Origin of the sequence: Novosphingobium sp. SG751A, assembly GCF_013149295.1 — a bacterium.
GTDB lineage: Bacteria > Pseudomonadota > Alphaproteobacteria > Sphingomonadales > Sphingomonadaceae > Novosphingobium.
Genome location: NZ_JABGCB010000012.1, coordinates 136021 through 155642 on the forward strand (window position 1 = coordinate 136021; position 19622 = coordinate 155642).

20 protein-coding genes are annotated in these 19622 nt (G+C 62.8%); 7 read left to right on the plus strand and 13 right to left on the minus strand.

Annotated features, from left to right (window positions below; translation table 11 throughout):
- Window positions 1–82 precede the first annotated feature (82 nt).
- Together ykgO and galE are read right to left on the minus strand one after the other, a co-directional pair.
- Window positions 83–208, minus strand: coding sequence for a type B 50S ribosomal protein L36 (ykgO, locus tag FHW96_RS17085; protein ID WP_054122357.1), 126 nt, complete (start codon window positions 206–208; stop codon window positions 83–85).
- A gap of 71 nt (window positions 209–279) precedes the next feature.
- Window positions 280–1299: a UDP-glucose 4-epimerase GalE gene (gene galE, locus FHW96_RS17090; protein ID WP_172341777.1), complete on the minus strand. Its 1020-nt coding sequence runs from the start codon at window positions 1297–1299 to the stop codon at window positions 280–282.
- Between the two features lie 188 nt (window positions 1300–1487).
- Here galE and FHW96_RS17095 point away from each other — a divergent pair, with 188 nt between their 5' ends.
- From FHW96_RS17095 to FHW96_RS17105, 3 genes are read left to right on the plus strand one after another with little or no spacing between them, the layout of a single operon-like run.
- Window positions 1488–2192 (plus strand): hypothetical protein, encoded by a 705-nt coding sequence (locus tag FHW96_RS17095; protein ID WP_172341778.1) that lies wholly within the window; start codon window positions 1488–1490, stop codon window positions 2190–2192.
- Window positions 2193–2236: 44 nt separating this feature from the next.
- Window positions 2237–2818, plus strand: a complete 582-nt coding sequence (locus FHW96_RS17100; protein ID WP_172341779.1) for a DUF4136 domain-containing protein — start codon at window positions 2237–2239, stop codon at window positions 2816–2818.
- Between the two features lie 23 nt (window positions 2819–2841).
- Window positions 2842–3978: a carboxypeptidase family protein gene (locus tag FHW96_RS17105; protein WP_172341780.1), complete on the plus strand. Its 1137-nt coding sequence runs from the start codon at window positions 2842–2844 to the stop codon at window positions 3976–3978.
- Here FHW96_RS17105 and FHW96_RS17110 read toward each other — a convergent pair.
- Window positions 3975–4412 carry a MarR family winged helix-turn-helix transcriptional regulator gene (locus FHW96_RS17110; RefSeq protein ID WP_172341781.1) on the minus strand — a complete coding sequence of 146 codons (438 nt, stop codon included), beginning with the start codon at window positions 4410–4412 and terminating at the stop codon, window positions 3975–3977. The genes FHW96_RS17105 and FHW96_RS17110 overlap by 4 nt on opposite strands.
- A 149-nt stretch (window positions 4413–4561) precedes the next feature.
- Between FHW96_RS17110 and FHW96_RS17115 the strand changes: the two genes are divergently transcribed.
- Window positions 4562–6259 (plus strand): acyl-CoA dehydrogenase, encoded by a 1698-nt coding sequence (locus tag FHW96_RS17115; protein WP_172341782.1) that lies wholly within the window; start codon window positions 4562–4564, stop codon window positions 6257–6259.
- Window positions 6260–6511: 252 nt separating this feature from the next.
- On the opposite strand, the gene FHW96_RS17120 is transcribed toward FHW96_RS17115, so the two are convergent.
- The 5 genes from FHW96_RS17120 to FHW96_RS17140 all read right to left on the minus strand — a co-directional run bounded on the left by FHW96_RS17120 (window position 6512) and on the right by FHW96_RS17140 (window position 11786).
- Complete coding sequence (locus tag FHW96_RS17120) at window positions 6512–6985, minus strand: MarR family winged helix-turn-helix transcriptional regulator (RefSeq protein WP_168605003.1); 474 nt, start codon at window positions 6983–6985, stop codon at window positions 6512–6514.
- Between the two features lie 78 nt (window positions 6986–7063).
- Window positions 7064–8128 carry an amidohydrolase family protein gene (locus FHW96_RS17125; protein ID WP_172341783.1) on the minus strand — a complete coding sequence of 355 codons (1065 nt, stop codon included), beginning with the start codon at window positions 8126–8128 and terminating at the stop codon, window positions 7064–7066.
- A 37-nt stretch (window positions 8129–8165) separates the two neighbouring features.
- Window positions 8166–8831 (minus strand): DUF2490 domain-containing protein, encoded by a 666-nt coding sequence (locus FHW96_RS17130; protein WP_172341784.1) that lies wholly within the window; start codon window positions 8829–8831, stop codon window positions 8166–8168.
- Window positions 8832–8958: 127 nt separating this feature from the next.
- The gene (locus FHW96_RS17135; RefSeq protein WP_172341785.1) at window positions 8959–10386 is read right to left on the minus strand and encodes an NAD-dependent succinate-semialdehyde dehydrogenase; all 1428 of its coding nucleotides are present in this window, start codon (window positions 10384–10386) and stop codon (window positions 8959–8961) included.
- On the minus strand, window positions 10383–11786 hold the full coding sequence (locus FHW96_RS17140; RefSeq protein ID WP_172341786.1) for an MFS transporter: 1404 nt from the start codon (window positions 11784–11786) through the stop codon (window positions 10383–10385). The genes FHW96_RS17135 and FHW96_RS17140 overlap by 4 nt, the downstream gene beginning before the upstream one ends.
- 164 nt (window positions 11787–11950) lie before the next feature.
- Here FHW96_RS17140 and FHW96_RS17145 point away from each other — a divergent pair, with 164 nt between their 5' ends.
- From FHW96_RS17145 to FHW96_RS17155, 3 genes are read left to right on the plus strand one after another with little or no spacing between them, the layout of a single operon-like run.
- Complete coding sequence (locus FHW96_RS17145) at window positions 11951–12853, plus strand: SDR family NAD(P)-dependent oxidoreductase (RefSeq protein WP_172341787.1); 903 nt, start codon at window positions 11951–11953, stop codon at window positions 12851–12853.
- Window positions 12850–13245, plus strand: coding sequence for a VOC family protein (locus FHW96_RS17150; RefSeq protein WP_172341788.1), 396 nt, complete (start codon window positions 12850–12852; stop codon window positions 13243–13245). The genes FHW96_RS17145 and FHW96_RS17150 overlap by 4 nt, the downstream gene beginning before the upstream one ends.
- A gap of 38 nt (window positions 13246–13283) precedes the next feature.
- Entirely contained in the window at window positions 13284–13679 is a 396-nt protein-coding gene (locus FHW96_RS17155; RefSeq protein WP_172341789.1) for a hypothetical protein, read from the plus strand.
- Here the strand turns inward: FHW96_RS17155 and FHW96_RS17160 are convergent.
- The 5 genes from FHW96_RS17160 to FHW96_RS17180 all read right to left on the minus strand — a co-directional run bounded on the left by FHW96_RS17160 (window position 13676) and on the right by FHW96_RS17180 (window position 19548).
- Window positions 13676–14341: an alpha/beta fold hydrolase gene (locus tag FHW96_RS17160; RefSeq protein WP_172341790.1), complete on the minus strand. Its 666-nt coding sequence runs from the start codon at window positions 14339–14341 to the stop codon at window positions 13676–13678. The genes FHW96_RS17155 and FHW96_RS17160 overlap by 4 nt on opposite strands.
- 268 nt (window positions 14342–14609) lie before the next feature.
- The gene (locus FHW96_RS17165; RefSeq protein ID WP_172341791.1) at window positions 14610–16016 is read right to left on the minus strand and encodes an aminomethyl transferase family protein; all 1407 of its coding nucleotides are present in this window, start codon (window positions 16014–16016) and stop codon (window positions 14610–14612) included.
- A 133-nt stretch (window positions 16017–16149) separates the two neighbouring features.
- Window positions 16150–16926 carry a glutathione S-transferase family protein gene (locus FHW96_RS17170; protein ID WP_172341792.1) on the minus strand — a complete coding sequence of 259 codons (777 nt, stop codon included), beginning with the start codon at window positions 16924–16926 and terminating at the stop codon, window positions 16150–16152.
- Window positions 16927–16954: 28 nt separating this feature from the next.
- Window positions 16955–17827 (minus strand): amidohydrolase family protein, encoded by an 873-nt coding sequence (locus FHW96_RS17175; protein ID WP_172341793.1) that lies wholly within the window; start codon window positions 17825–17827, stop codon window positions 16955–16957.
- A 209-nt stretch (window positions 17828–18036) separates the two neighbouring features.
- Entirely contained in the window at window positions 18037–19548 is a 1512-nt protein-coding gene (locus FHW96_RS17180) for an aldehyde dehydrogenase family protein (protein WP_172341794.1), read from the minus strand.
- Window positions 19549–19622 lie beyond the last annotated feature (74 nt).

The following is a 19622-nucleotide window of genomic DNA, read 5'->3' on the forward strand; positions in this document are numbered from 1 at the left end:
TCGCGCTGGGCGGTGGCGGGCTTGCAAGCTTACCCGTGGCAGGCAGGGAACCCCAGGGAACCCAATGCCGACCGCGTATCAATTAGCCCTGACGAGCCTTGAAACGCTTTTGGGTCTTGTTGATGACATAGGTGCGGCCGCGACGACGGATCACGCGGTTATCCCGGTGACGGTCCTTCAGCGACTTGAGGCTGTTGCGAATCTTCATGACAAATCCCTTTGCCCGAACCGACCGGGCCGAAAATTGAACCGCGCCGATAGGCTGCGTGGGTGGCAAAGTCAACCTTCGCCGCGAATTTCCGTCAGCTTACGCTCCCATGCCAAAGCATGGCCCACAATTACATCGAGATCGGCATAGCGCGGCACCCATGGCACGGTGGCCTTGATGCGCGCGTTGTCGGAAATCAGCGAATCGGGGTCGCCCGCGCGGCGCGGCTGCATCACACGCTTGATCGTGCGATTGGTCGCCCGGTCCACCGCGTCCAGCACGTCCAGCACCGAGAAACCGCGCCCATAGCCGGCATTCATCGTCAGCGAGCGCTGCGGCTGCTCAACCAACGCCTCCAGCGCCAGCACATGCGCATTAGCCAGATCCGAGACGTGGATATAGTCGCGCACGCCGGTGCCGTCGGGGGTGGAAAAATCGGTGCCGAACACGCCCACGCTCTCACGCTTGCCCAGCGCCGCCTCGACCGCAACCTTGATCAGATGAGTCGCGCCCGCCGTCGATTGCCCGGTGCGCGCTTCGGGGTCCGCCCCGGCCACGTTGAAATAACGCAGCGCGCAATAATTGATCGGATGGGCCGCCGCGACATCCTTAAGCATGATCTCGGTCATCAGCTTGGACATGCCATAGGGGTTGATCGGGACCTTGGGCATGTCCTCGTTGACAGGGGAAACCTCGGGAATGCCATAGGTGGCCGCAGTCGAGCTGAAGATGAAATGTTTGACACCGCCCGTCACCGCCGCCTCGATCAGGGCGCGGCTCTTGGCGGTATTATTGTGATAATATTTCAGAGGGTTTTCCACCGATTCGGGCACAACGACCGATCCGGCGAAATGCATGATGGCGCCGATCCCCTGTTCGGCGATGATTCGCGCGATCAATTCGCCATCGGCAATGTCACCCTGATAAAAGGCGACGCCGTCGGGCACGGCAAAGCGGAAGCCGGTGACCAGATTGTCCACCACTGCCACTTTCCACCCTGCGTCCTTCAACGCCAGCACGGCATGGCTGCCAATATAACCCGCCCCGCCGGTGACAAGAACGGGAAGCTTTCCAATCGTTGCGTCTGTCATGGTTGCCGTCTCTAGCATGATCTATTGGACATGGGATTAAATTATGCGCCATTTTCATCGCAATCCTGCGACAATTTCGCATATCCATCGCGCATCAGGTTCATCATCGGGCAAGCTATGACCGCCTAGCCTGAGGCCCAAGGGGCACAGAAACACCGCTATTGCCGCACAGAAAGTTGCACACCGCCATGAAGCCGACCATTTCCGGAAAGATCCCCGCTGCCCTGCTTGCCATTCTGGCTCTGTCCGCGCCTGCCCATGCCCAGCCCGGCTGGGGCGGAATGGGGGGCTGGGGCGGCGGTTATGGCGGGTTTGGCGGTTACGGACGCGCTTCGGCCCCGCGCGATGACCGCGAGGGCCGGGTGGATGCCGAAAGGTTTCTGGCCGATGGCGCCATTCCTGCGCTGGGCCATGGCCGCATCACCTTGCGCACCATGCCCGGCACCACCGCTTCTGATCGAGAACAGGCCACATTCGAGGCCGCCGTGGTCGATCAACTGGCCAAGGCGGGCTATGACATTGCCAGCGCAGATGGCGGCCCCAACGGCGAAGGCGGCCAGCTCGTCGAGATCACCGTGGTGCGCGACCAGTTGGAACCCGCCGAGGAAAAGCGCAATCCGATCTCGGGCAGCGCGACGATGGGTGTGTCCAATCGCGGCTCGATGATGGGCCTGTCGCTGGCCTATGACGCCACCAAGCCGCGCGGCGCGCTGGTGATGACCAATATGGAAATCCGCATCCGCGACCGCGCCTCGGGCACAGCATTGTATGAGGCCCGCGCCCGCATCGCCACGCGCGAAGGCACCAAGGCGGCCAGCGACGATGCGGTCTCGGTCCGCCTTGCAGGCGCGCTGTTCGAGCGCTTCCCCTCCTCCTCGCTGGCGGCACGCTGATTCGCCTCTTGCATGATCGCGCGCATGGGGCCACCACCGGCCCCATGATGCGCTTTATCAGTTCACTCGCGCCCCTGCTGCTGCTTTCCGCCTGCGCCGTGCCGGTCGGCCCGGTCGAAGTTTCGCGCTTCCATGTCGCCGATGCCTCGCCGCTGGGCCATGGCACGATTGCGGTGGTGCCCGGCCCCGGCATGGATGGGTCCAGCCTCGAATTGCAATCCTATCAGATCGCGGTCGAAGCCCAGCTGGCCGCCCTTGGCTACACCGCCGCCCCGCCCGACAGTGCCGATCAGATCGCCGCGATCCGCCTTGTCCGTACAGCCCTGACCGAGAGCCGCAGCCCGGTGGGCGTCAGCCTGGGCGCATCGGGCAGCAATTACGGCAGCGGCGCCGGGGTGGGCATTTCCATCCCGATCCGCACCGGTTCGAGCCAGAGCACCGCCACCGACCTCATCGTCGTCATCCGCGAGCGCGCCGGCGGCAAGGCCCTGTGGGAGGGCCGCGCCAGCTTTACTGTGTCCAGCGCATCGCCTCTGGCGCAAACCCAACTGGCCGCGCCCAAGCTGGCACAGGCGCTGTTCTCCGGCTTTCCCGGCCGATCGGGCGAAACCGTCCGCGTTCCCTGATCCGCGTTCCATAGAGTACACCCATGAGCGAATTTGCCATCCACATCGACTCCGCCTTTGATTCGGGCAATATCGAGGTGCGCGCCATCCATGGCGCCACCGCCACGCTGGCCATCCGCCGCGATGCGCACAGTGATTTCTTCCAATGGTTCCATTTCCGCGTTTCGGGCGCGGCGGGGCGAGAGTTGGTGCTGCGCATCACCGGGCTGAACGCGGCGGCCTATCCGGGCGGTTGGGAAAACTATCGCGCCTGCGTGTCGGAAGACCGCGATTATTGGGGCCGCGCCGATACCGCATGGGACCCGGACACCGAAAACGGCACGCTGACCATCACCTATTCGCCCGAAAGCGAGATCTGCTGGTTCGCCTATTTCGCGCCCTATTCGATGGAGCGCCACCACGACCTGATCGCGCAGATCGCCGCCGAGCCGGGCGTCATCTATCGCCGCCTTGGCCAAAGCCTTGATGGCCAGCCGATCGACTGCCTGACCATGGGCGACGGACCGGTACAGATCTGGCTTCAGGCCCGCCAGCATCCGGGCGAGAGCATGGCGCAATGGTGGATGGAAGGGGCGCTGGATGCTCTGACCGATCCGGCCAATCCGCATGGGCGGTTGCTGCGGGAAAAGGCAACCGTGCATGTTGTGCCCAACGCCAATCCCGACGGGTCGCGCCGGGGGCATTTGCGCACCAATGCGGCGGGCGTGAACCTCAACCGCGAATGGCACGATCCCCGCTCCGACCGCAGCCCCGAAGTGCTGGCCATCCGCAATGCGATGGATGAAACCGGCGTCGCCCTGTGCATGGATGTGCATGGCGACGAGGCGATCCCGCATGTCTTCATCGCCGGTTTCGAGGGCATCCCCGGCATCACGCAGGCGCAGCTGGCGTCATACCATCGCTATCTGGCAATTCTTGACGCGCAGACGCCCGATTTCCAGACCAAGGCGGGCTACCCAATCGCGCCTGCGGGCCGGGCCAATCTGACCATGGCCACCAACCAGATTGCGCAGCGGTTTGGCGCGGTGGCGATGACGCTGGAAATGCCCTTTAAGGACCACAATGACCTGCCCTGCCCCGATCAGGGGTGGAGCCCGGAACGCAGCGCGCAATTGGGCCGCGATTGCGTCGCCGCGCTGGCGCAGTGGATTATGGCTTAATCCCCTTCGATGGCGGCTTCTGCCGATTGCCAAAAGGCATGCAGAACCGCCATCGCCTGTTTGCGCAAAGGCGCGGGCACCCCCTCCATCAGCGTCTGCTCATAGGCATCGATCACGGTGAGAACCTGCGTATGCAGCGCCTCGCCCTCGGCGCTCAGATAAAGCCCCTGCGAACGGCCATCGACTCGCTGGCGGTCGATCAGGCCCCGCGCCTCAAGCCGCGAGACGATCGGCACCATATTGGCCCGCTGAATATCGAGGATGCGCCCCGCCTCGCTCTGGGTAATGCCCGGTTGGCCGTTCAGCAGCATCAACAGGCTGGCATCGACATGGCGCAGCGAGAGCGCAGACAAGCGCCGGTTAAGCCCGGCCAGCGCCGCCGAGGAGGCCCGGCGCAGCACATAGCCGGGAAGATTTGCCAATGGATCGTTCATAACAATCTTTCGTGAAGCCCGCGAGGACCGATGGCAAGGGGGGCGCGCAACAAAAATCCGCGCCGCGTGCGATTTTTCGACCATGGTGGCGATTGGCAGGCCCGTGCGTTACTGTTATGCATGATAACAGAATTAAATGAGAGGACCGCATGGATATCACCGCCACCATCGCACGCCATCTGGCCATCAGCCCCGGCTGGGATGCGCTTTTGGCCACCAGCGAATCCTGCGCACAGGCCAGCGAGGATATGATCGCCGAGATCCTTGGTTCGGCGGGACGCTTTGCGCTCGAACGTCTGGCACCTCTGAATGCGGCGGCCGATGTTACGGGGTGTAAACTGGTCGATGGCCGTGTCATCACCGTGCCCGAACACAAGGCCGCGTGGGCGGAATTTTGCGAAGGTGGCTGGCTTATGCTTGACGCCTCGCCGGAAATTGGCGGCATGGGTCTGCCCACGGCGCTGGGCAATGCGGTGCAGGAAATGATGGACCGCCATTGCCCCGCCTTTGGCATGATGCCCGTGCCGAGCCGGGCGGGCGCGCGACTGATCCATGCCTTTGCCGATGATGCCGTGCGCGAGGCATGGTTGCCGGGCCTGATCGACGGGACGATCGGCGCCACCATCTGCATTTCCGAACCCGACGCGGGCAGCGATGTGCGCCGCCTTCGCACGCGGGGCGAAAAGCAGGCCGATGGCACATGGCGGATCACCGGCGAGAAATGCTGGATCAGCTTTGGCGATCAGGATCTGACCGGAGCCGTCGCCCACCTCCTGCTGGCCAAGACCGCGCCCGACGGGCAGGCCCCCAGCCCGAAAGATCCGATCAGCCTGTTCCTCGTCCCATCGGTCGAACATGGCGCGCGCGCGCCGATCGTGGTGCGCCGGATCGAGGAGAAGCTGGGCCTGCACGCCTCGCCCACCTGCACGATGGGCTTTGAAGGGGCGCCCGCCTATCTGCTGGGAGAGATGGGGCGCGGACTGCCGCAGCTCTTCGTGATGATTACCAATATGCGTCTTGCTACCGGCGTGATGGGCCTTGCCGTGGGCAGCCGCGCCGCCGACATCGCCTATGGCTATGCGGCCGAGCGGCGACAGGGCGGCAATGGACCGCAACCTGTTACGATCAACACCCATGCCGATGTGCAGGCGCAACTGCTCTCGCTTTCCGCACGGGTCGAGCCCTTGCGCGGGCTGATCTTTGCCACGGCCAATGCCGCCGATCTGGCCCGCTTTACCGATGATGCGGCGGTCAAGGCGCATAATGAGGCGCTGGCCGGGTGGCTGTTGCCGATCGTCAAAACGCTGGGCGGCGAGACGGGCTTTGGCGTGGCGTCGGATGCGATTCAGGTGCTGGGCGGCGCGGGATATACGCGCGAATGGCCGGTCGAGCAGGGATTGCGCGATGCGCGCGTCCTTACCGTCTTTGAAGGCACCACCGGCATGCAGGCGCAGGACATCACCCTGCGTCGCCTGCGCGCACCGGGCGCGGCGGGATACCACGCCTTCTTGAAGGCCGTCCGCGAGGATGCAACCCGCATCGACCATGCCGGGTTCGACCAGGCACTGGATACGTTCACCGCCACCGCGCAGGCCCTGATCGCCGCCGATCCGGCGGTGGCCGAGGCTGGCTCCACCCCCTTCCTCACGCTGGCGGGCGTGGTCGCCACCGGCTGGATCGCGGCGCGGCTGATCGCGGCGGAGGCCGGCGATCCGTTGTCGCGCCAATTGGCCGCGGCAGGGCGCTATGCGCTGGCCGATATTGCGCCGCGGGCGGCTCTGGCCGGCGCGCAGGCATTGATGGCGGCGGAGCGGGTGGCCGGGTTTGGGGTGATGGTGGAGGTTTGAGGTTTGCCTCCGGCGGACAAAGGGACTCGGTCCCTTTGCAATCCCGTTAATGGGGTGGTGGTTGGTTGGCCGCGATGCGTCCGCCGCTATGCTTGAAAGCCTGCGGCGCGGCCAGCTCATCCCTGTTCGTGCCGTAGGCTTTAAATTTCAGACAGTGCGTCCGACACCAAACGCCGAACCATATGCACAACGCCGACAGTAACGGGAGCGCGAGGGTCTAGACCCTCACGCTCCAAACTCCCTTAAAACCCCTCATTCATGCAGCCGCGTCAGCAACTCGATCAGCACCGCCACCTCGCGCGCGGTGTATCGCGACTTCAGCCATTCCTCATGCGCGCGGATGGCCTCTTTCGCCGTGGCCAGCATCGCCTTACCCGCAACCGTCAGGTGCAGCGTCTGCTTGCGCCCATCGGTGTCCGACTTTCCGCGCTGCAACAGGTCGCGCGCTTCCAGCCGGTTGACGATGGCCATGGTAGTGGCCCGGTCCATCCGCATACGCTGGGCCAGACCGGTTTGCGCGATGCCGGGGTGATCGTCCACCAGCCACAGCACCGAGACCTGTTTCTGCGTCAGGTCCAGTTCGGCAAAAGTCTCGGTAAAGTGGCGATAGACCGCGCCGTGGGCAAGGCGCAGGTGAAAGCCCACGATGTCGCGAATTTCGCCAATATCGTCGGCATCTTCCCCCGGCGGGGTGGTTTTCACCAGCGTTTCCTTGACTTTTGCCATGCCCTTGCGCTTGCCCCTTTATCTGCGCTCCTGTTGCCATCAGTGACCGGGCCTTGCGCCGGGCGCAAGGCCCCTGCCTCACAGTTTGAACCAGCGCCTTGCGTTATCCTCAAAGAACTTGCGTTTTGTGGCAAAATTCATGGCCATATTGTCCATATCGACCACTTCACGCGCCTCGTACTGATACGGATAGTCCATAGCGTACATCACGCGATCCTCGCCCATCACCTCCTGGGCAAATTTGATCGCCGGTTCCCATGCCATGCCCGAATTGGTGATCAGGACGTTGGAACGCATATATTCCGCAATGGTCTTGTTCAACGGCTTGAGGCGTTCATAGCGCTGCGAACGCACGCACGCCTGATGCATGTAATCCAGCCGATAGAGCCAATAGGGCAAAGCCTCGCCCATATGGCCGACCATGATTTGCAACGTGGGATAGCGGTCGAAAATGCCCGTGGTGATCAGGCGCAGCAAATGCATCCCGGTTTCCACGCCAAAGCCGAACACCGCGCCGTCCAGCCCTGCCTCCAGAACCGGCCCGATCATGCTGTCAGGCAAGGTGGCGGGATGGATATAAAGCGGCTGATCCACCTCGACCAGCGCGCGGAAGATGGGATCGAATTGCGGCTCGTCCAGATAGTGGCCCTGCGTATGGCTGTTGATCTGGCATCCCTTGAAGCCCCATTCGCGCGCGCCGCGCAGGATTTCCTGCGCTGACCATTCCGGGTCCTGCGGCGCCACCGCCGTCATGCCGACAAAGCGGGTGGGATATTTCGCGCAGGCTGCGGCAAGCGCCTCATTGGCCCGCCGCGCCACGCCCTTGGCTTCCTCAACATCAAGGATCGGCTGCACACCGGGGCTGGTCAGCGCAAGGATCGCCACGTCGATCCCGGTCGCGTCCATATCGGCAATCCGCCGCTCGCCCAGATCCAGCAGGCGCTCCATAATCTGCGTCGCGCGCGGCGAAGGGCTTTGCGCATAAAAGCCCCAGAGGCTGACCATGCCCTTGTCCGCCGTTCCATCGCGGATCATGCGCAGGAAAATGTCCACCTGCTCGCGCGTGGCAAAGGCTTCCTCGGTGGCGATGCGCAGATAGCCGCGCTCGCCGCCGGTGCGAAGTGGATGAAGGTGTTCGCTCATGTGGGGCTGTTCCTCTTTCCCGACAGCCCGGCGGTTTTTATCGGTTGATGGTCAATGCCAGGCTGAAAATGTGATTCATCCGGTCGGCCTTTGCGTCTCGCGCAATATATTGGCCCATATATCCGGTCTCGATGGCAAAGCCGCGCGCCACTGGCACGGCCAGTCCGCCAAACAGGCGCAATTGGTCGAAGCCCGCCTTCTGGCCCCATGTGGTCTTGTTGAAGGCAAAGAACGGCTCGGCCGTGGCGACCAGCGCAAACCCCTTGCCGATGGGCAGGGCCCCGCGCACCTGTTGCCGCATCCGCCAGCCCACCTCGCCCGACCCTTCGACAAAGCGCTGCTCCAAACGGGTGCGCCCGGTGATTGCGCCGTTCTTGCCCGCGTCCAGAATGCTGAAATTGGCCTGCTGAAACACGCGATGTTCGTCCAGCACCTTGGCCCCCAGATTGTCTGTGCGGACATAGGCATAGCCAGCGAAAACGCTGGTCTTGGGGGTGATGCGATAGCCGATTGCCTGACGCAGAAGAATTTGCCCCGCGCGGCTGTGGGTGTCCGTAATCCGCGCCTGATAGTCGAAATTGACCACAGCGCGCCCACCGAGGCCCACCATCCCATGCACGGCGGCCCATGTCTGGGTATCCTCCTCGGCGGCATGGGCCATGGGCGCCAGAAGGAGCAAAGGCAGAGCAAACAGACGCTTCATGGCAAAATCTCGCAAACAGGGGGAGGCCATCGCAGCCTCCTCCCGTTGCGGGGGCAGCATGGCGCTGGGCCACGCCGCTTACCTCGCCTGTTTTGCTCAACTGTTGCTGGGCCATGACAAAGGGCAATTATCCTTCGTGGACGGCCTTGGTGACCAGACAGGCGGCCAGCCCCTCCGGCCCGTCCTCGGCGCCGTGGCCCGACCATTTGACCCCGCCAAAGGGCGAATCCGAAGCGCCGATGGCCACCGTGTTGATGCCCACCATCCCGGCCTCCAGCTCGCGCGCGAGACGCTTTTGCCGCGCGGCATCCTGTGTCCAGCAATAGGCGGCCAGACCGTAGGGCAGCCGGTTAGCCTCCGCGATCATCGCTTCCTCGCCCGACATCGGGTTGATGATGGCGACGGGGCCAAACGGCTCCTCATTCATGATCCGGGCTCTGAGCGGCACTTCGGAAATCACGGTGGGTTCGAAGAAGAAGCCCTGATTGCCGATACGCTTGCCGCCCGCGTTCAATTTCGCGCCTGCCGCCACGGCATCCTTGACCAAGGCCTCGATGGCCTCCGGACGGCGCGGATTGGCCATCGGCCCCATGCGGCTGCCCTCGTCCATGCCATCGCCCACGGTGATCGCCTTGGCCCGCTCGGCAAAGCCATCGCGGAAGCGTTCGAACACGCTTTCCTCGACGAGGAAGCGCGTGGGGCTGACGCAGACCTGTCCGGCGTTGCGATATTTGTGGCCCACGGCAATATCGAGCGTGCGCTCAATATCCGCGTCCGCAAAGACCAGCACCGGCCCATGCCCGCCCAGCTCCATCGTCGTGCGGATGCAGTTTTCCGCCGCCAGCTTGGCCAGATGCTTGCCCACCACCGTCGAGCCGGTGAAGGAGAGCTTGCGGATCACCGGGCTGGCCAGCAGATGGCGGCTGACCTCATCGGGCACGCCGAACACCACTTGCGCCACCTGCGGCGGCAGGCCCGCGTCGAGCAGCGCCTGAAGCACGGCCAGAGCGGAAGCGGGCGATTCCTCGGCGGGCTTCAGGATCACGCTGCAACCCGCCGCGATTGGCGCGCCCAGCTTGCGCCCCGGATTGGCGATAGGGAAATTCCACGGCGCGAAAGCAGCCACCGGGCCGACCGGCTCATAGGTCACAGTCGAACGCTGACCATCGGGGCGCGGCAGAGTGCGGCCATAGACGCGCTGCGTCTCGCCCGCATAGAAGTTGAACAGGCCCGCCACCATCATCACCTCGATGCGGGTTTCGGCGATGGTTTTGCCTTCCTCGAGCGTTGCGGCGCGGGCGATTTCCTCCTGACGCTGGACCAACAGGCCCGCAGCGCCCGCCAGCACGGCGGCGCGCTGCATCGGCGTGGACTTGCGCCAGATCTTGAAGCCCTCATCGGCCACCGCCAGCGCGCGGTCGAGATCGGCAGCGTCGGCCAACGGCAATTGCCCGATCACCGCGCCGGTTGCGGGGTTCAGCACGGCATGGGTGCGGCGGTGATCGATGCCGATCTTCTCGCCGCCGATCACCATGGAGAGTTCAGGATAGGTCATTGGGTTTCCTTGTCGAGCAAAGCCAAGGCGTCGGCATAAGGCCGGATCGCGCGGCTGATAATGTAGGCAGCCGCAGGGCTGAGCAAAACCCCCGAAAGCACCAAAGACTTCCAAACGTCAGCATCATGGCCAAACACATGGTCGGTGAAAAAGCCGATCATGAAGGGGCCTACCGCGCCCACGGCGGTGAACATCATCAGATAAAGGCCGGTCACCTGCCCGCGCATCTGGTTGGGGGTGATTTCCTGAATCACCAGATTTTGCGGCACCGCCGAGGCAATCCCCAGCATCCCCGCCAGCATCGAACAGGTCAGCGCCAGCCATGGGCTGGGCATCATCGGCCCGATGATCGCCAGGGGCGCGGCAAGGCTGAAACAAATGGTGACGGCGCGCACATTGGCGTCGCGGTAACGCCGCGCCAGCAATTTGATCAGCATCGGCCCCAACAGCAACCCGGCGATCTGTCCGGCCAGCATGAATATGGGCGCGCGCGTGGCGATCTCCACCTCGCTCCAGCCATAGGTGCGCTTGTAGAACGGCACCATCCAGGCGGGCGCGGCCATCGCATGGGCGGCGGAAAAGCCCAGCCCCAGAAACAGCGGACCATAGACCGCGCGGCGGCGCCAGATCTCGGCAATGACCGCACGGATCGGCAGCGGCTTGCCTCCGTCAATCACGCCCCGACGCGGCGGCTCCTTCACGAAGAGCAGCAGCGCGCAGGCAACAACGCCCGGCAGCGCCAGCATCATCAGCACATATTTCCACCCGTGGAGCGTCGCGCCCATGAAAGGCGTTGCCGGCAGGCTCATTGCCAGCGCGAGCAGCTTGCCCGCGATAACGAGGCCAATCGTGCTGCCCCCGATAAAGCCCAGTTGCAGCACGGCGAAGGGCCAGCGCCGCTTTTCGGGCGGAAAGAAATCGGCCAGCATCGAGTAAGACCCCGGCGCATGCGCCCCGCCGCCCGCGCCCACCAGCATCCGGGTGAAGGCGAGAGCCATGAAGGTGCTGGTGAACCCGCCCGCCGCATTGAGCAGCGCGATCAGCAGCGCGCCGATGGCCAGCACATATTTGCGCGGAAAAATATCCGAACAGCGCGACAGCGGCAGCATCACCACCATATAGAACACCACATTGACCGGCCCTTGCAGCAGGCCGATTGCGGTGTTCGACAAGCCAAACTCGGTCTTGATCTGTTCGATCAGGAGGCCAAAGGCCGCCGAATCGAAGAAATTGAGAAATGTGGCAAAGATAATGACGGCCAGCGCGAACCACGCGGCGCCCGCGCTGGGCCATGGTTCATCGCGCGCGGCCACGGCAAGGTGATGCGCGGCGGCATCCTCGGACGCCACGCCATGATTGAGTTCGGCGGCCATATCGGGCCCGCTCATAGAAACTGCCATATGCACCTCTCCCGTGCCTGCCCCCGATTGGCGAGGGGCGATTTCGCGCTGACTCTTTACAGCGCATGTTTTGTATGTGTTAGATACAAAGCATAGCGAGCCGCTTGGCAAGCCCCAATCGGCATGGACGCAAGAAAAATTGCGCGGGCAAGAGGATAACAGCGATGATTGATTTTGCAGGACGCACCGCCTTTGTCACCGGGGGCGCGAATGGCGTGGGACTGGGCCTTGTGCGCGCGCTGCTGGCGCGGGGGTGCCGGGTGGCAATTGCCGATATTCGTGAGGAATCCATCGCATCAGCACTGGCCACGCTGGATAATGCCGAGGTGATGGGCGTGCAGGTGGACGTGTCGAGCCGCGAGGCGATGGCGGCGGCGGCCGATGAGGTCGAGGCGCGCTTTGGCCCGGTCTCGCTGTTGTTCAACAATGCGGGCATCAACCTGTTCCAGACCATCGAGGATTCCAGCTGGTCCGACTGGGACTGGGTGATGGGGGTGAGCCTGCATGGGGTGATCAACGGGGTGATGACCTTCGTTCCGCGCATGATCGCGGCGGGCAACGGGGGCTATATTGTCAACACCGCCAGCATGGCCGGATGGCTGGCCTCGGGCGCGCCGGGCATTTACAACACCACCAAATTCGCGGTGCGCGGCATGTCGGAGTCGCTGCGCTACAGCCTTGCCAAACATGGCATTGGCGTGTCGATCCTGTGTCCCGGTCTGGTCAAATCCTATATCTATGCCAGCGACGATGTGCGGCCCGCAGCGCTGATGGAGGGGGCAAAGGCGGTCGATCATGCCGCCGTCGAAAGGCTGGCGGGCGCGCATCAGGCCGGGATGGAGCCGGACGTGATCGCCGCCCGCGTGATCGAGGGCATGGAGGACAACCGCACCTATATCTTCAGCCACCCCGAATTCCGCGAGGAAGTGGCCGAATTGTTTGCCGAATATCTGGCCGATTTCCGCGACTATCCCACCGATCCGGGGTTTGAACAACGCATCGGCTTCGAAAAATTCCGGCGCGAGCGGTATAAGGAATCGCGCGAAGCGGCAAGGAAAGCGGTATGATTCTGGCGCTCGACCACGTGAACATCATCACGGCGGATCTGGAAGGATCCGCCCTCTTCTACGCACAGGTGTTCGGGCTTGAGCGGCGCGATGGTCCGCCTCCCCTCACCCGGCAGACCGGGCAATGGATGCATGATGATGCAGGGCGGGCGGTGATCCATCTCAACAGTCTGGACGCACCGCGCGCCTATGACCGCGATATTGCGCCGGGGCCGACAGGAGCGCTGCATCATGTGGCGCTGGGGTGCAGCGGCCATGATGCGATGATCGCGCGTCTGGAGGCGGCGGCTTGCGATTATCAGCGTAATTTCGTCGCAGCCATCGGGCTGCGCCAGATCTTTGTGCGCGATCCTAATGAGGTGCTGTTTGAATTGAATTTCTTTGGCGATTAGGCTGGACGTAGGCAGATGATTGCGTCACTTTTTGCCCCATGCGCACCAACCTTGAATTCTGCTCCTCCGCCCCGCTGGCCGATCCGCCCGAGGATGCACCGCAGGGTGAGGCCATCGCCCGCTTTCTGGCCGAGCGATTGCCCGCGTATGGCTTCGAGATCGAAAAGGTCAATGTCGAGGACTGGGGCTGGCGGATCCAGATCCACCATGAGGCTTTTCCATTGTGGATCGGCTGCGGATTTTATCCCGAATATCCCGATGGCGTCCTGTGCTTCATCGAACCGGCGAAGCCCTTCCTGCGCCGCTGGTTTCGCAAAATTCCCACGCTGGAAACAGTCGAAAGACTGGCCGATGCGCTGGAACGGATCGTTGCCGGCAGCGGACTGGCGCAGGATCTGCGCTGGTGGAGCGAGGAAGAAAACGCGCGCGGTTAAGCGCCCAGCAAAATACCCACCACCTGCTCGCGCTGGCCATTCATCACGTCATGGCCGCAATCGGCCTCGTGATATTCCCATGCCGCATCGTCCTTGATCCGCGCGGCGAATTTGGGGAAAGGTGAAGGCTTCCAGCCGGTTGCCAGCACGTAAATGCGGCGCGCGATCTTGGCTTCCTCGCCGGTGAAACGCACGCCTTCCAGCAGCGTCAGAAGGGGATGGCGCGAGAGCTTGCGCCCCATTTCGCCAATGATCGGCGCGACAAGGCCAGGGGTGAATTTCTGCGTGTCGATATAGTGGCGATGCTCATACTCGCTGGTGATGTCCCAGAGCGACTGGCCATCCTCGGGCAGGAAAGCATCGAGATAGGCAATCGTGTCGATCCGCCCGCCCAGCCGCGTCGCCGTGCCCGTAATCACCATCCCGCCATAGGAATGGCCGACCAGCACGAAGCGATCGAAACCGGCCTCTTCCACCGCCGCGCAGACGTCGTCGATGTGATCGGACAGCGTGATGCCGGGGTGCAATTCCTCGCGCCTTTCGCCAAGGCCGCTCAGCTCCACCACCACGGTCCGGTGGCCCGCCGCGCGCAGATCCTCTGCAAGCCCCTGATGCGACCAGCCGCCGGCCCATGCGCCATGCACCAGAACGTAGTCAGTCATCGTTGGAGGCTCTCCGGTTTTTTAAGAATGGGAAGGATGCGAGGGTCTAGACCCTCGCGCTTCCGTTACGGTCTCTGTTGCGCCAGGGGTTCAGCCGAGGCGCAACGGACGCTGCGTTGTAAATTTAAAGCCTGCGGCGCTTTCCAGCACAAGCTCTCCGCGCCGCAGGCTTTAACATATTGACGCCCCCCAGCGAACAACACGCAACCCCATTCATGGGATTGCAAAGGGACGTGTCCCTTTGCCCGCCGGAGGCATCAAGCCCAGATCAGGCCGTAACGCTCGTGCGCCAGCCTTCAGCATAGTTCTCACGCGCCACGCGGCTGTAAGGCACCGGCGAGACGATGCAGCGCACGGCCAGCTGCTTGTGGGGTTCGACGGTGGTCTTGCGAGTGCCGCCGTTTTCTTCGCCCCATACCACGTGCAGCTCGGTGCCGACGGGGATGGCGGGGTCGATGGTGGCAAGCGAGAGGGCCTGCTTTTCATTGTACGAGAAGCCGGTGAACATCGAGAGGCCCACGGTCTTGCCATCGGCGTCAACCACGCGGTCGTAGTTCGACGAGGCATAGTTGGCCAGCGGCACGTCGAAGAACTTGTAGGCTTCGCCGTCCGGGTTGAACATCGAGGCCATGATCTTGGCCATGTCTTCCGGGTGCCATGCCAGCGTAACCTTCTTGCGCTGCTCGGCGGGGTTCAGCTTTTCCAGAGCTTCGCGGCCGTGGAACTCGTGGTCGAACTTCACGAACGAGCCGTAGCCCAGTTCCCACGGGTTGAGGTAATAGTCCTCGATGTTGTCCGAAACGAACGAACCACCGATCGAGCCAGTCGCTTCATACGAATCGGCGGCCAGCCATTCGCGGAAACCCTTCATCTTTTCGCCGGTGTAGATCGCGGGCAGCGGCGAGGGAATCCAGCCCGATTCCAGCGTGTTCGACGGATAGGCGCGGCTGCCGCAAGCGATCAGGCCGAATTCCTTGCCCGCTTCGAGGATGGCCGCGCGGATTTCTTCCTGCTCGGCATAGGGCCCCCAGATTTCAAGGCCCGGCGCGCCCGACATGCCGTGGCGCAGCGTGCGCACGGTCTTGCCCGCGATGTTCATGGTGGACATGTTGAAGAACTTGAGCTGCTCCAGCGGGCCGCCATGCAGCTTTTCGATCACGGCCCAGGCGTTGGGGCCCTGAATCTGGAAGCGCCATTCCTTACGGCTGACGGGCTTGCCCATCGGGCGCATCGGCGAACGGTCGTCCAGCTCGATTTCGACGTCATAGCCGCCGGTCGCGGCGTGATAGCGCAGCCAGTTCGAGGCAGGCGCGCGGCCGACATAGGTGAAGCTCTGCTCTTCTTCCCAGAAGATGATGCCGTCGCCGATCACATGGCCATAGGGCGTGGTCGGAACGTACTGCTTGGCCTTGTTGACCGTCCAGCCCTTGGTGCTGTTGATCATCGTGTCGGACAGCAGCTTGAGCGCGTCCTTGCCACGGATATACAGGTTCACCATGTGGTGCGACTGATCGAACAGCACGGCGCTGTGCTGCCATGCCCACTGTTCGCTGCGCCAGTTGGAAAATTCCGGCGCGACAACGGGATAGACATAGGCGCCAAGCTGCGAATTGCGCAGCATGTCAACGATATTCTCGGTGCCAGCCAGCACCTGTTCAAGATTTTGAGCGGCCATGGTGGTTCCTCTCTCCTCAAAGGTTTGTTTGCTATTGCCCCTATGGCATAGCAAATTTTGTAAGCTACACAAACTAAATTGTGCGTGATACAAACGACCTCTACGCGGGTTTTGCCGCGCAGCATCTATCCGATTATCGGGCGTGCCCCGTCCACGTGCGCAGACCCGGCGCGGTGCGATCCTCGCCCGCCAGAGCGCGAGCAACCGCAGGGCGGGCCGTCATCCGGTCGCGCCATTCGACCAACCGGGGACAGCGCTTCACAATCTTCATATCGGGAAACATGCGCTCTACCATCATCCCGCAATGGCTGTAGAAATTGATGTCCGCCAGCGTATAGGCATCGCCTGCCAGCCATGACGTTTCGCCCAACTGGCGCTCGACTTTGTCCACGGCATATTCGATCTTGGCCGTGGCATTGGCCAGATCGGCCTCGGAAAAACCGCTGCGCGCGGTGGCCCATTTCTTGCGTTGATCGGGCAAGGGAATGCTGGCCAGCAGCTTTTCAAACTCGCCTGATTCGATGTTGCGCGCGATGATGCCCACCATCCGGTGCCAGCCGTGCATCGAGACGAAATTCATCACATGCTCGTCGACGAACTTGTTCCAATAACGCATCCGCGCCGCGTCCACCGGATCGCGCGGGCGCAAGGGGCCACTCTCCGGCTGATCGTCGGGAAAGGCGTCTTCGAGATATTCGTTGATGACCGTGGTGTGGGTGATGATCGCGCCGTCATGATCCAGCACCGGCACCTGTCCCTCGGGGTTGATGGCGGTGAACCACGGCTGGTGCTGTTCAAACTTGTGCAGATCGACATAGACGCTTTCCCAATCCAGCCCCTTTTCGATCAGGGGGATCATGGATTTCAGGGAATTGGCCGCCGGTTCGGCATGGTAATATTTCAACGCCATCGCTCTCTCCTTCTCCGGCGTCTTCCTCTCAGGTCAGCCCGAGCAGGCGCGCCGCATTGTCCTTCATGATGCCGGGCAGAATCTCCTCGCGGAAACCCACGCCGCGCGCCGCGTCCAGCCACTTGTCGGGGTGGATCAGCGGAAAATCGCTGCCGAACAGCATCTTCTTGCGCAGTTGCGTGTTCGCATACTGGATGATCTGGGGGGCGAAATATTTCGGGCTCCAGCCCGACAGGTCGATGTAAACATTGGTTTTATGCAGCGCCATCGACAGGCTCTCATCCACCCATGGCCAGCTTGGATGGGCCAGAATGATCTTCATGTCGGGGAAATCCACCGCCACATCATCCACCAGCATCGGCTGACCATATTTCAGCCGCACGCCCCCGCCGCCGCGCATCCCCGTGCCCATGCCCGAGTGGCCGGTGTGGAAAATCGCGGGCAGCTTGTAGTGGTTGATGATCTCGTAAATCGGATAACCCACCTGATCGCCGGGATTGCAACCCTGCATTATATGATGGAATTTGAAACCCTTAACGCCGCAATTCTCGACCAGATCGCGCGCCTCTCGTGCGCCCATCTTGCCCTTATGCGGGTCGATGCTGGCAAAGGGGATGCAGATGTCATCATGCTTGGCGGCAAATTCGGCGATCTCGAAATTGGAAACGCGCTTGGCGCCGATATGGCTCTCGCAATCCACGGTGAAGAGGCAAAAGGCAATCTGCGCCTCGCGGTAAAGCTCGACGATCTCAGGCATCTTGGGCCGTTCACGCGGGGCCTTGAAATAGGCGCTGGCCGCATCGAAAAACTGGCCCATCACCGGGTCTTCCGGATCGTGGCACGAAACCTCGGCATGAACATGCACATCGATGGCGCGGATTTTGGTGAGGTCGATGGGCATGATTTGACGTCCAAGGTTTTAAGGGAAGAATGCGAGGGTCTGGACCCTCGCGCTCCCGTTACTGTCTGCGTTGCGTAAAGGGTTCGGCCTTGCGTGTCGGACGCGACGTTAGAATTTGAAAGCCTGCGGCGCTTTTTGACGCTACTTCGCCGCGCCTCAGGCTTTACAAACCATGGGCATCACGCCCCCAGCCGACCAAGGACAACCCCTTACAGCTTCACAATCACCGACTTGGTTTCGAGATAAGCCTCGATCCCCGCCCGACCCTGCTCGCGGCCCACGCCGCTTTCCTTATATCCGCCAAAGGGCAGCGCCACGTCGATCATGGCGTGGCAATTGCCCCACACGGTCCCGGCCTTGATCTTGCTGGCCAGCTTGTGCAGCGTCGAGGCGTCCTTAGTCCACACGCTGGCGGCCAGACCGAACTGGGTGTTGTTGGCTTCCTTGACCACTTCGTCGAGGTCGTCGAACCGCTGAGCCACGACGACGGGGCCAAAGATTTCCTCGCGGACCACACTCATCTGCGGGTTCACATTCACCAGCACCGTGGGGTTCACATAGTAACCGTCCGCGCTGGGCGCATCGCCGCCCATGGCCACGCTGGCGCCATCGCGCTTGCCCGCCTCGATATAGCCCATCACGCGGTCGAACTGCTCCTGCGAGACCAGCGGCCCCATATGCGCGGCGGGGTCCAGCGAGGGGCGCGGCGCCCAGAAAGGCGCGGTATTGGCGATGCCCTCAACGACCTGATCAAACACCGAGCGATGGGCATAGAGCCGCGAACCGGCCACGCAAACCTGCCCCGAATTGAAGAAGATCGCGCCCGCCGCCCCCGGCGCCGCCTCGGCCACATCCACGTCCGGCATGACCACCACCGGCGATTTCCCGCCCAGCTCCAGCGTGACATGCTTCAACGTATCGGTGGCGTTCTTGTTGATAAGCTTGCCGATTTCGGTCGAGCCGGTGAAGGCCACCTTGTCCACGTCCGGATGCTTGACCAAACGATCGCCCGAAACATGGCCATAGCCCGTGATGACATTGACCACGCCGGCCGGAATACCCGCCTCGGCAATCAGATCGGCCAGACGCAGCGCGGTGAGCGAGGTCTGCTCGGCAGGCTTGAGGATGATCGTGCAGCCCGCCGCCAGCGCCGGACCGACCTTGAGGCAGGCCATCAGCAGCGGAAAGTTCCACGGCACGATCTGGGCGCAGACGCCAACCGGCTCTTTGACCGTATAGGTAAAGAAGGCGCCCGCGGGCAGCGTGTAGGGCGGGGTCGTCTCGCCGCCCACCTTGGCGGCAAACCCGGCCATATAGCGGATGTGACTGACCGCACCGGGCACGTCCACGGCGGCGGCCATGCCCTTGGGCTTGCCATTGTCGATAGCTTCCAGTTCGGCAAATTCCTCGGCATGGGCCTCGATCAGATCGGCCAGACGCAGCATGATCTTTTCACGCGCGATGGGCGGCAGACCGCTCCAGCGCCCATCGTCAAAGGCGGCGCGCGCAGCGGCAACGGCCCGGTCGGTGTCGGCCACGCTGGCGTCCACGATCTGGCTGACGACCTTGCCCGAGGAAGGGTCCTCAACGTCGATCAGTTCGCCATGGCTGGAGGCCACCCATTCGCCGTTGATGAACAGCGCGGGCTTGCGCGACAGCGACTTTTGCGCCGCCGCCGAATAGGCATGTTGCTGATAGGAGAGCGTGGTCATCTCGTTCATCGGCTTGATCCTCTCTGGCGTGCGGGCTGAAGCTTTATGCCCGCCCCGCACTTGTCCAAAATGTAACATCTTAT

Excerpts from the sequence above, each read along its gene's own strand:
- FHW96_RS17095 (WP_172341778.1), top strand. The coding sequence starts at position 1,488 with ATGAAGCCGACCATTTCCGGAAAGATCCCCGCTGCCCTGCTTGCCATT.
- FHW96_RS17165 (WP_172341791.1), bottom strand. The coding sequence starts at position 16,016 with ATGGCCGCTCAAAATCTTGAACAGGTGCTGGCTGGCACCGAGAATATC.
- FHW96_RS17175 (WP_172341793.1), bottom strand. The coding sequence starts at position 17,827 with ATGCCCATCGACCTCACCAAAATCCGCGCCATCGATGTGCATGTTCAT.
- FHW96_RS17140 (WP_172341786.1), bottom strand. The coding sequence starts at position 11,786 with ATGGCAGTTTCTATGAGCGGGCCCGATATGGCCGCCGAACTCAATCAT.
- FHW96_RS17160 (WP_172341790.1), bottom strand. The coding sequence starts at position 14,341 with ATGACTGACTACGTTCTGGTGCATGGCGCATGGGCCGGCGGCTGGTCG.
- FHW96_RS17110 (WP_172341781.1), bottom strand. The coding sequence starts at position 4,412 with ATGAACGATCCATTGGCAAATCTTCCCGGCTATGTGCTGCGCCGGGCC.
- FHW96_RS17170 (WP_172341792.1), bottom strand. The coding sequence starts at position 16,926 with ATGGCGTTGAAATATTACCATGCCGAACCGGCGGCCAATTCCCTGAAA.
- FHW96_RS17100 (WP_172341779.1), top strand. The coding sequence starts at position 2,237 with ATGATGCGCTTTATCAGTTCACTCGCGCCCCTGCTGCTGCTTTCCGCC.
- FHW96_RS17120 (WP_168605003.1), bottom strand. The coding sequence starts at position 6,985 with ATGGCAAAAGTCAAGGAAACGCTGGTGAAAACCACCCCGCCGGGGGAA.
- FHW96_RS17115 (WP_172341782.1), top strand. The coding sequence starts at position 4,562 with ATGGATATCACCGCCACCATCGCACGCCATCTGGCCATCAGCCCCGGC.
- FHW96_RS17135 (WP_172341785.1), bottom strand. The coding sequence starts at position 10,386 with ATGACCTATCCTGAACTCTCCATGGTGATCGGCGGCGAGAAGATCGGC.
- FHW96_RS17180 (WP_172341794.1), bottom strand. The coding sequence starts at position 19,548 with ATGAACGAGATGACCACGCTCTCCTATCAGCAACATGCCTATTCGGCG.
- FHW96_RS17150 (WP_172341788.1), top strand. The coding sequence starts at position 12,850 with ATGATTCTGGCGCTCGACCACGTGAACATCATCACGGCGGATCTGGAA.
- galE (WP_172341777.1), bottom strand. The coding sequence starts at position 1,299 with ATGACAGACGCAACGATTGGAAAGCTTCCCGTTCTTGTCACCGGCGGG.
- FHW96_RS17105 (WP_172341780.1), top strand. The coding sequence starts at position 2,842 with ATGAGCGAATTTGCCATCCACATCGACTCCGCCTTTGATTCGGGCAAT.
- FHW96_RS17125 (WP_172341783.1), bottom strand. The coding sequence starts at position 8,128 with ATGAGCGAACACCTTCATCCACTTCGCACCGGCGGCGAGCGCGGCTAT.
- ykgO (WP_054122357.1), bottom strand. The coding sequence starts at position 208 with ATGAAGATTCGCAACAGCCTCAAGTCGCTGAAGGACCGTCACCGGGAT.
- FHW96_RS17130 (WP_172341784.1), bottom strand. The coding sequence starts at position 8,831 with ATGAAGCGTCTGTTTGCTCTGCCTTTGCTCCTTCTGGCGCCCATGGCC.
- FHW96_RS17155 (WP_172341789.1), top strand. The coding sequence starts at position 13,284 with ATGCGCACCAACCTTGAATTCTGCTCCTCCGCCCCGCTGGCCGATCCG.
- FHW96_RS17145 (WP_172341787.1), top strand. The coding sequence starts at position 11,951 with ATGATTGATTTTGCAGGACGCACCGCCTTTGTCACCGGGGGCGCGAAT.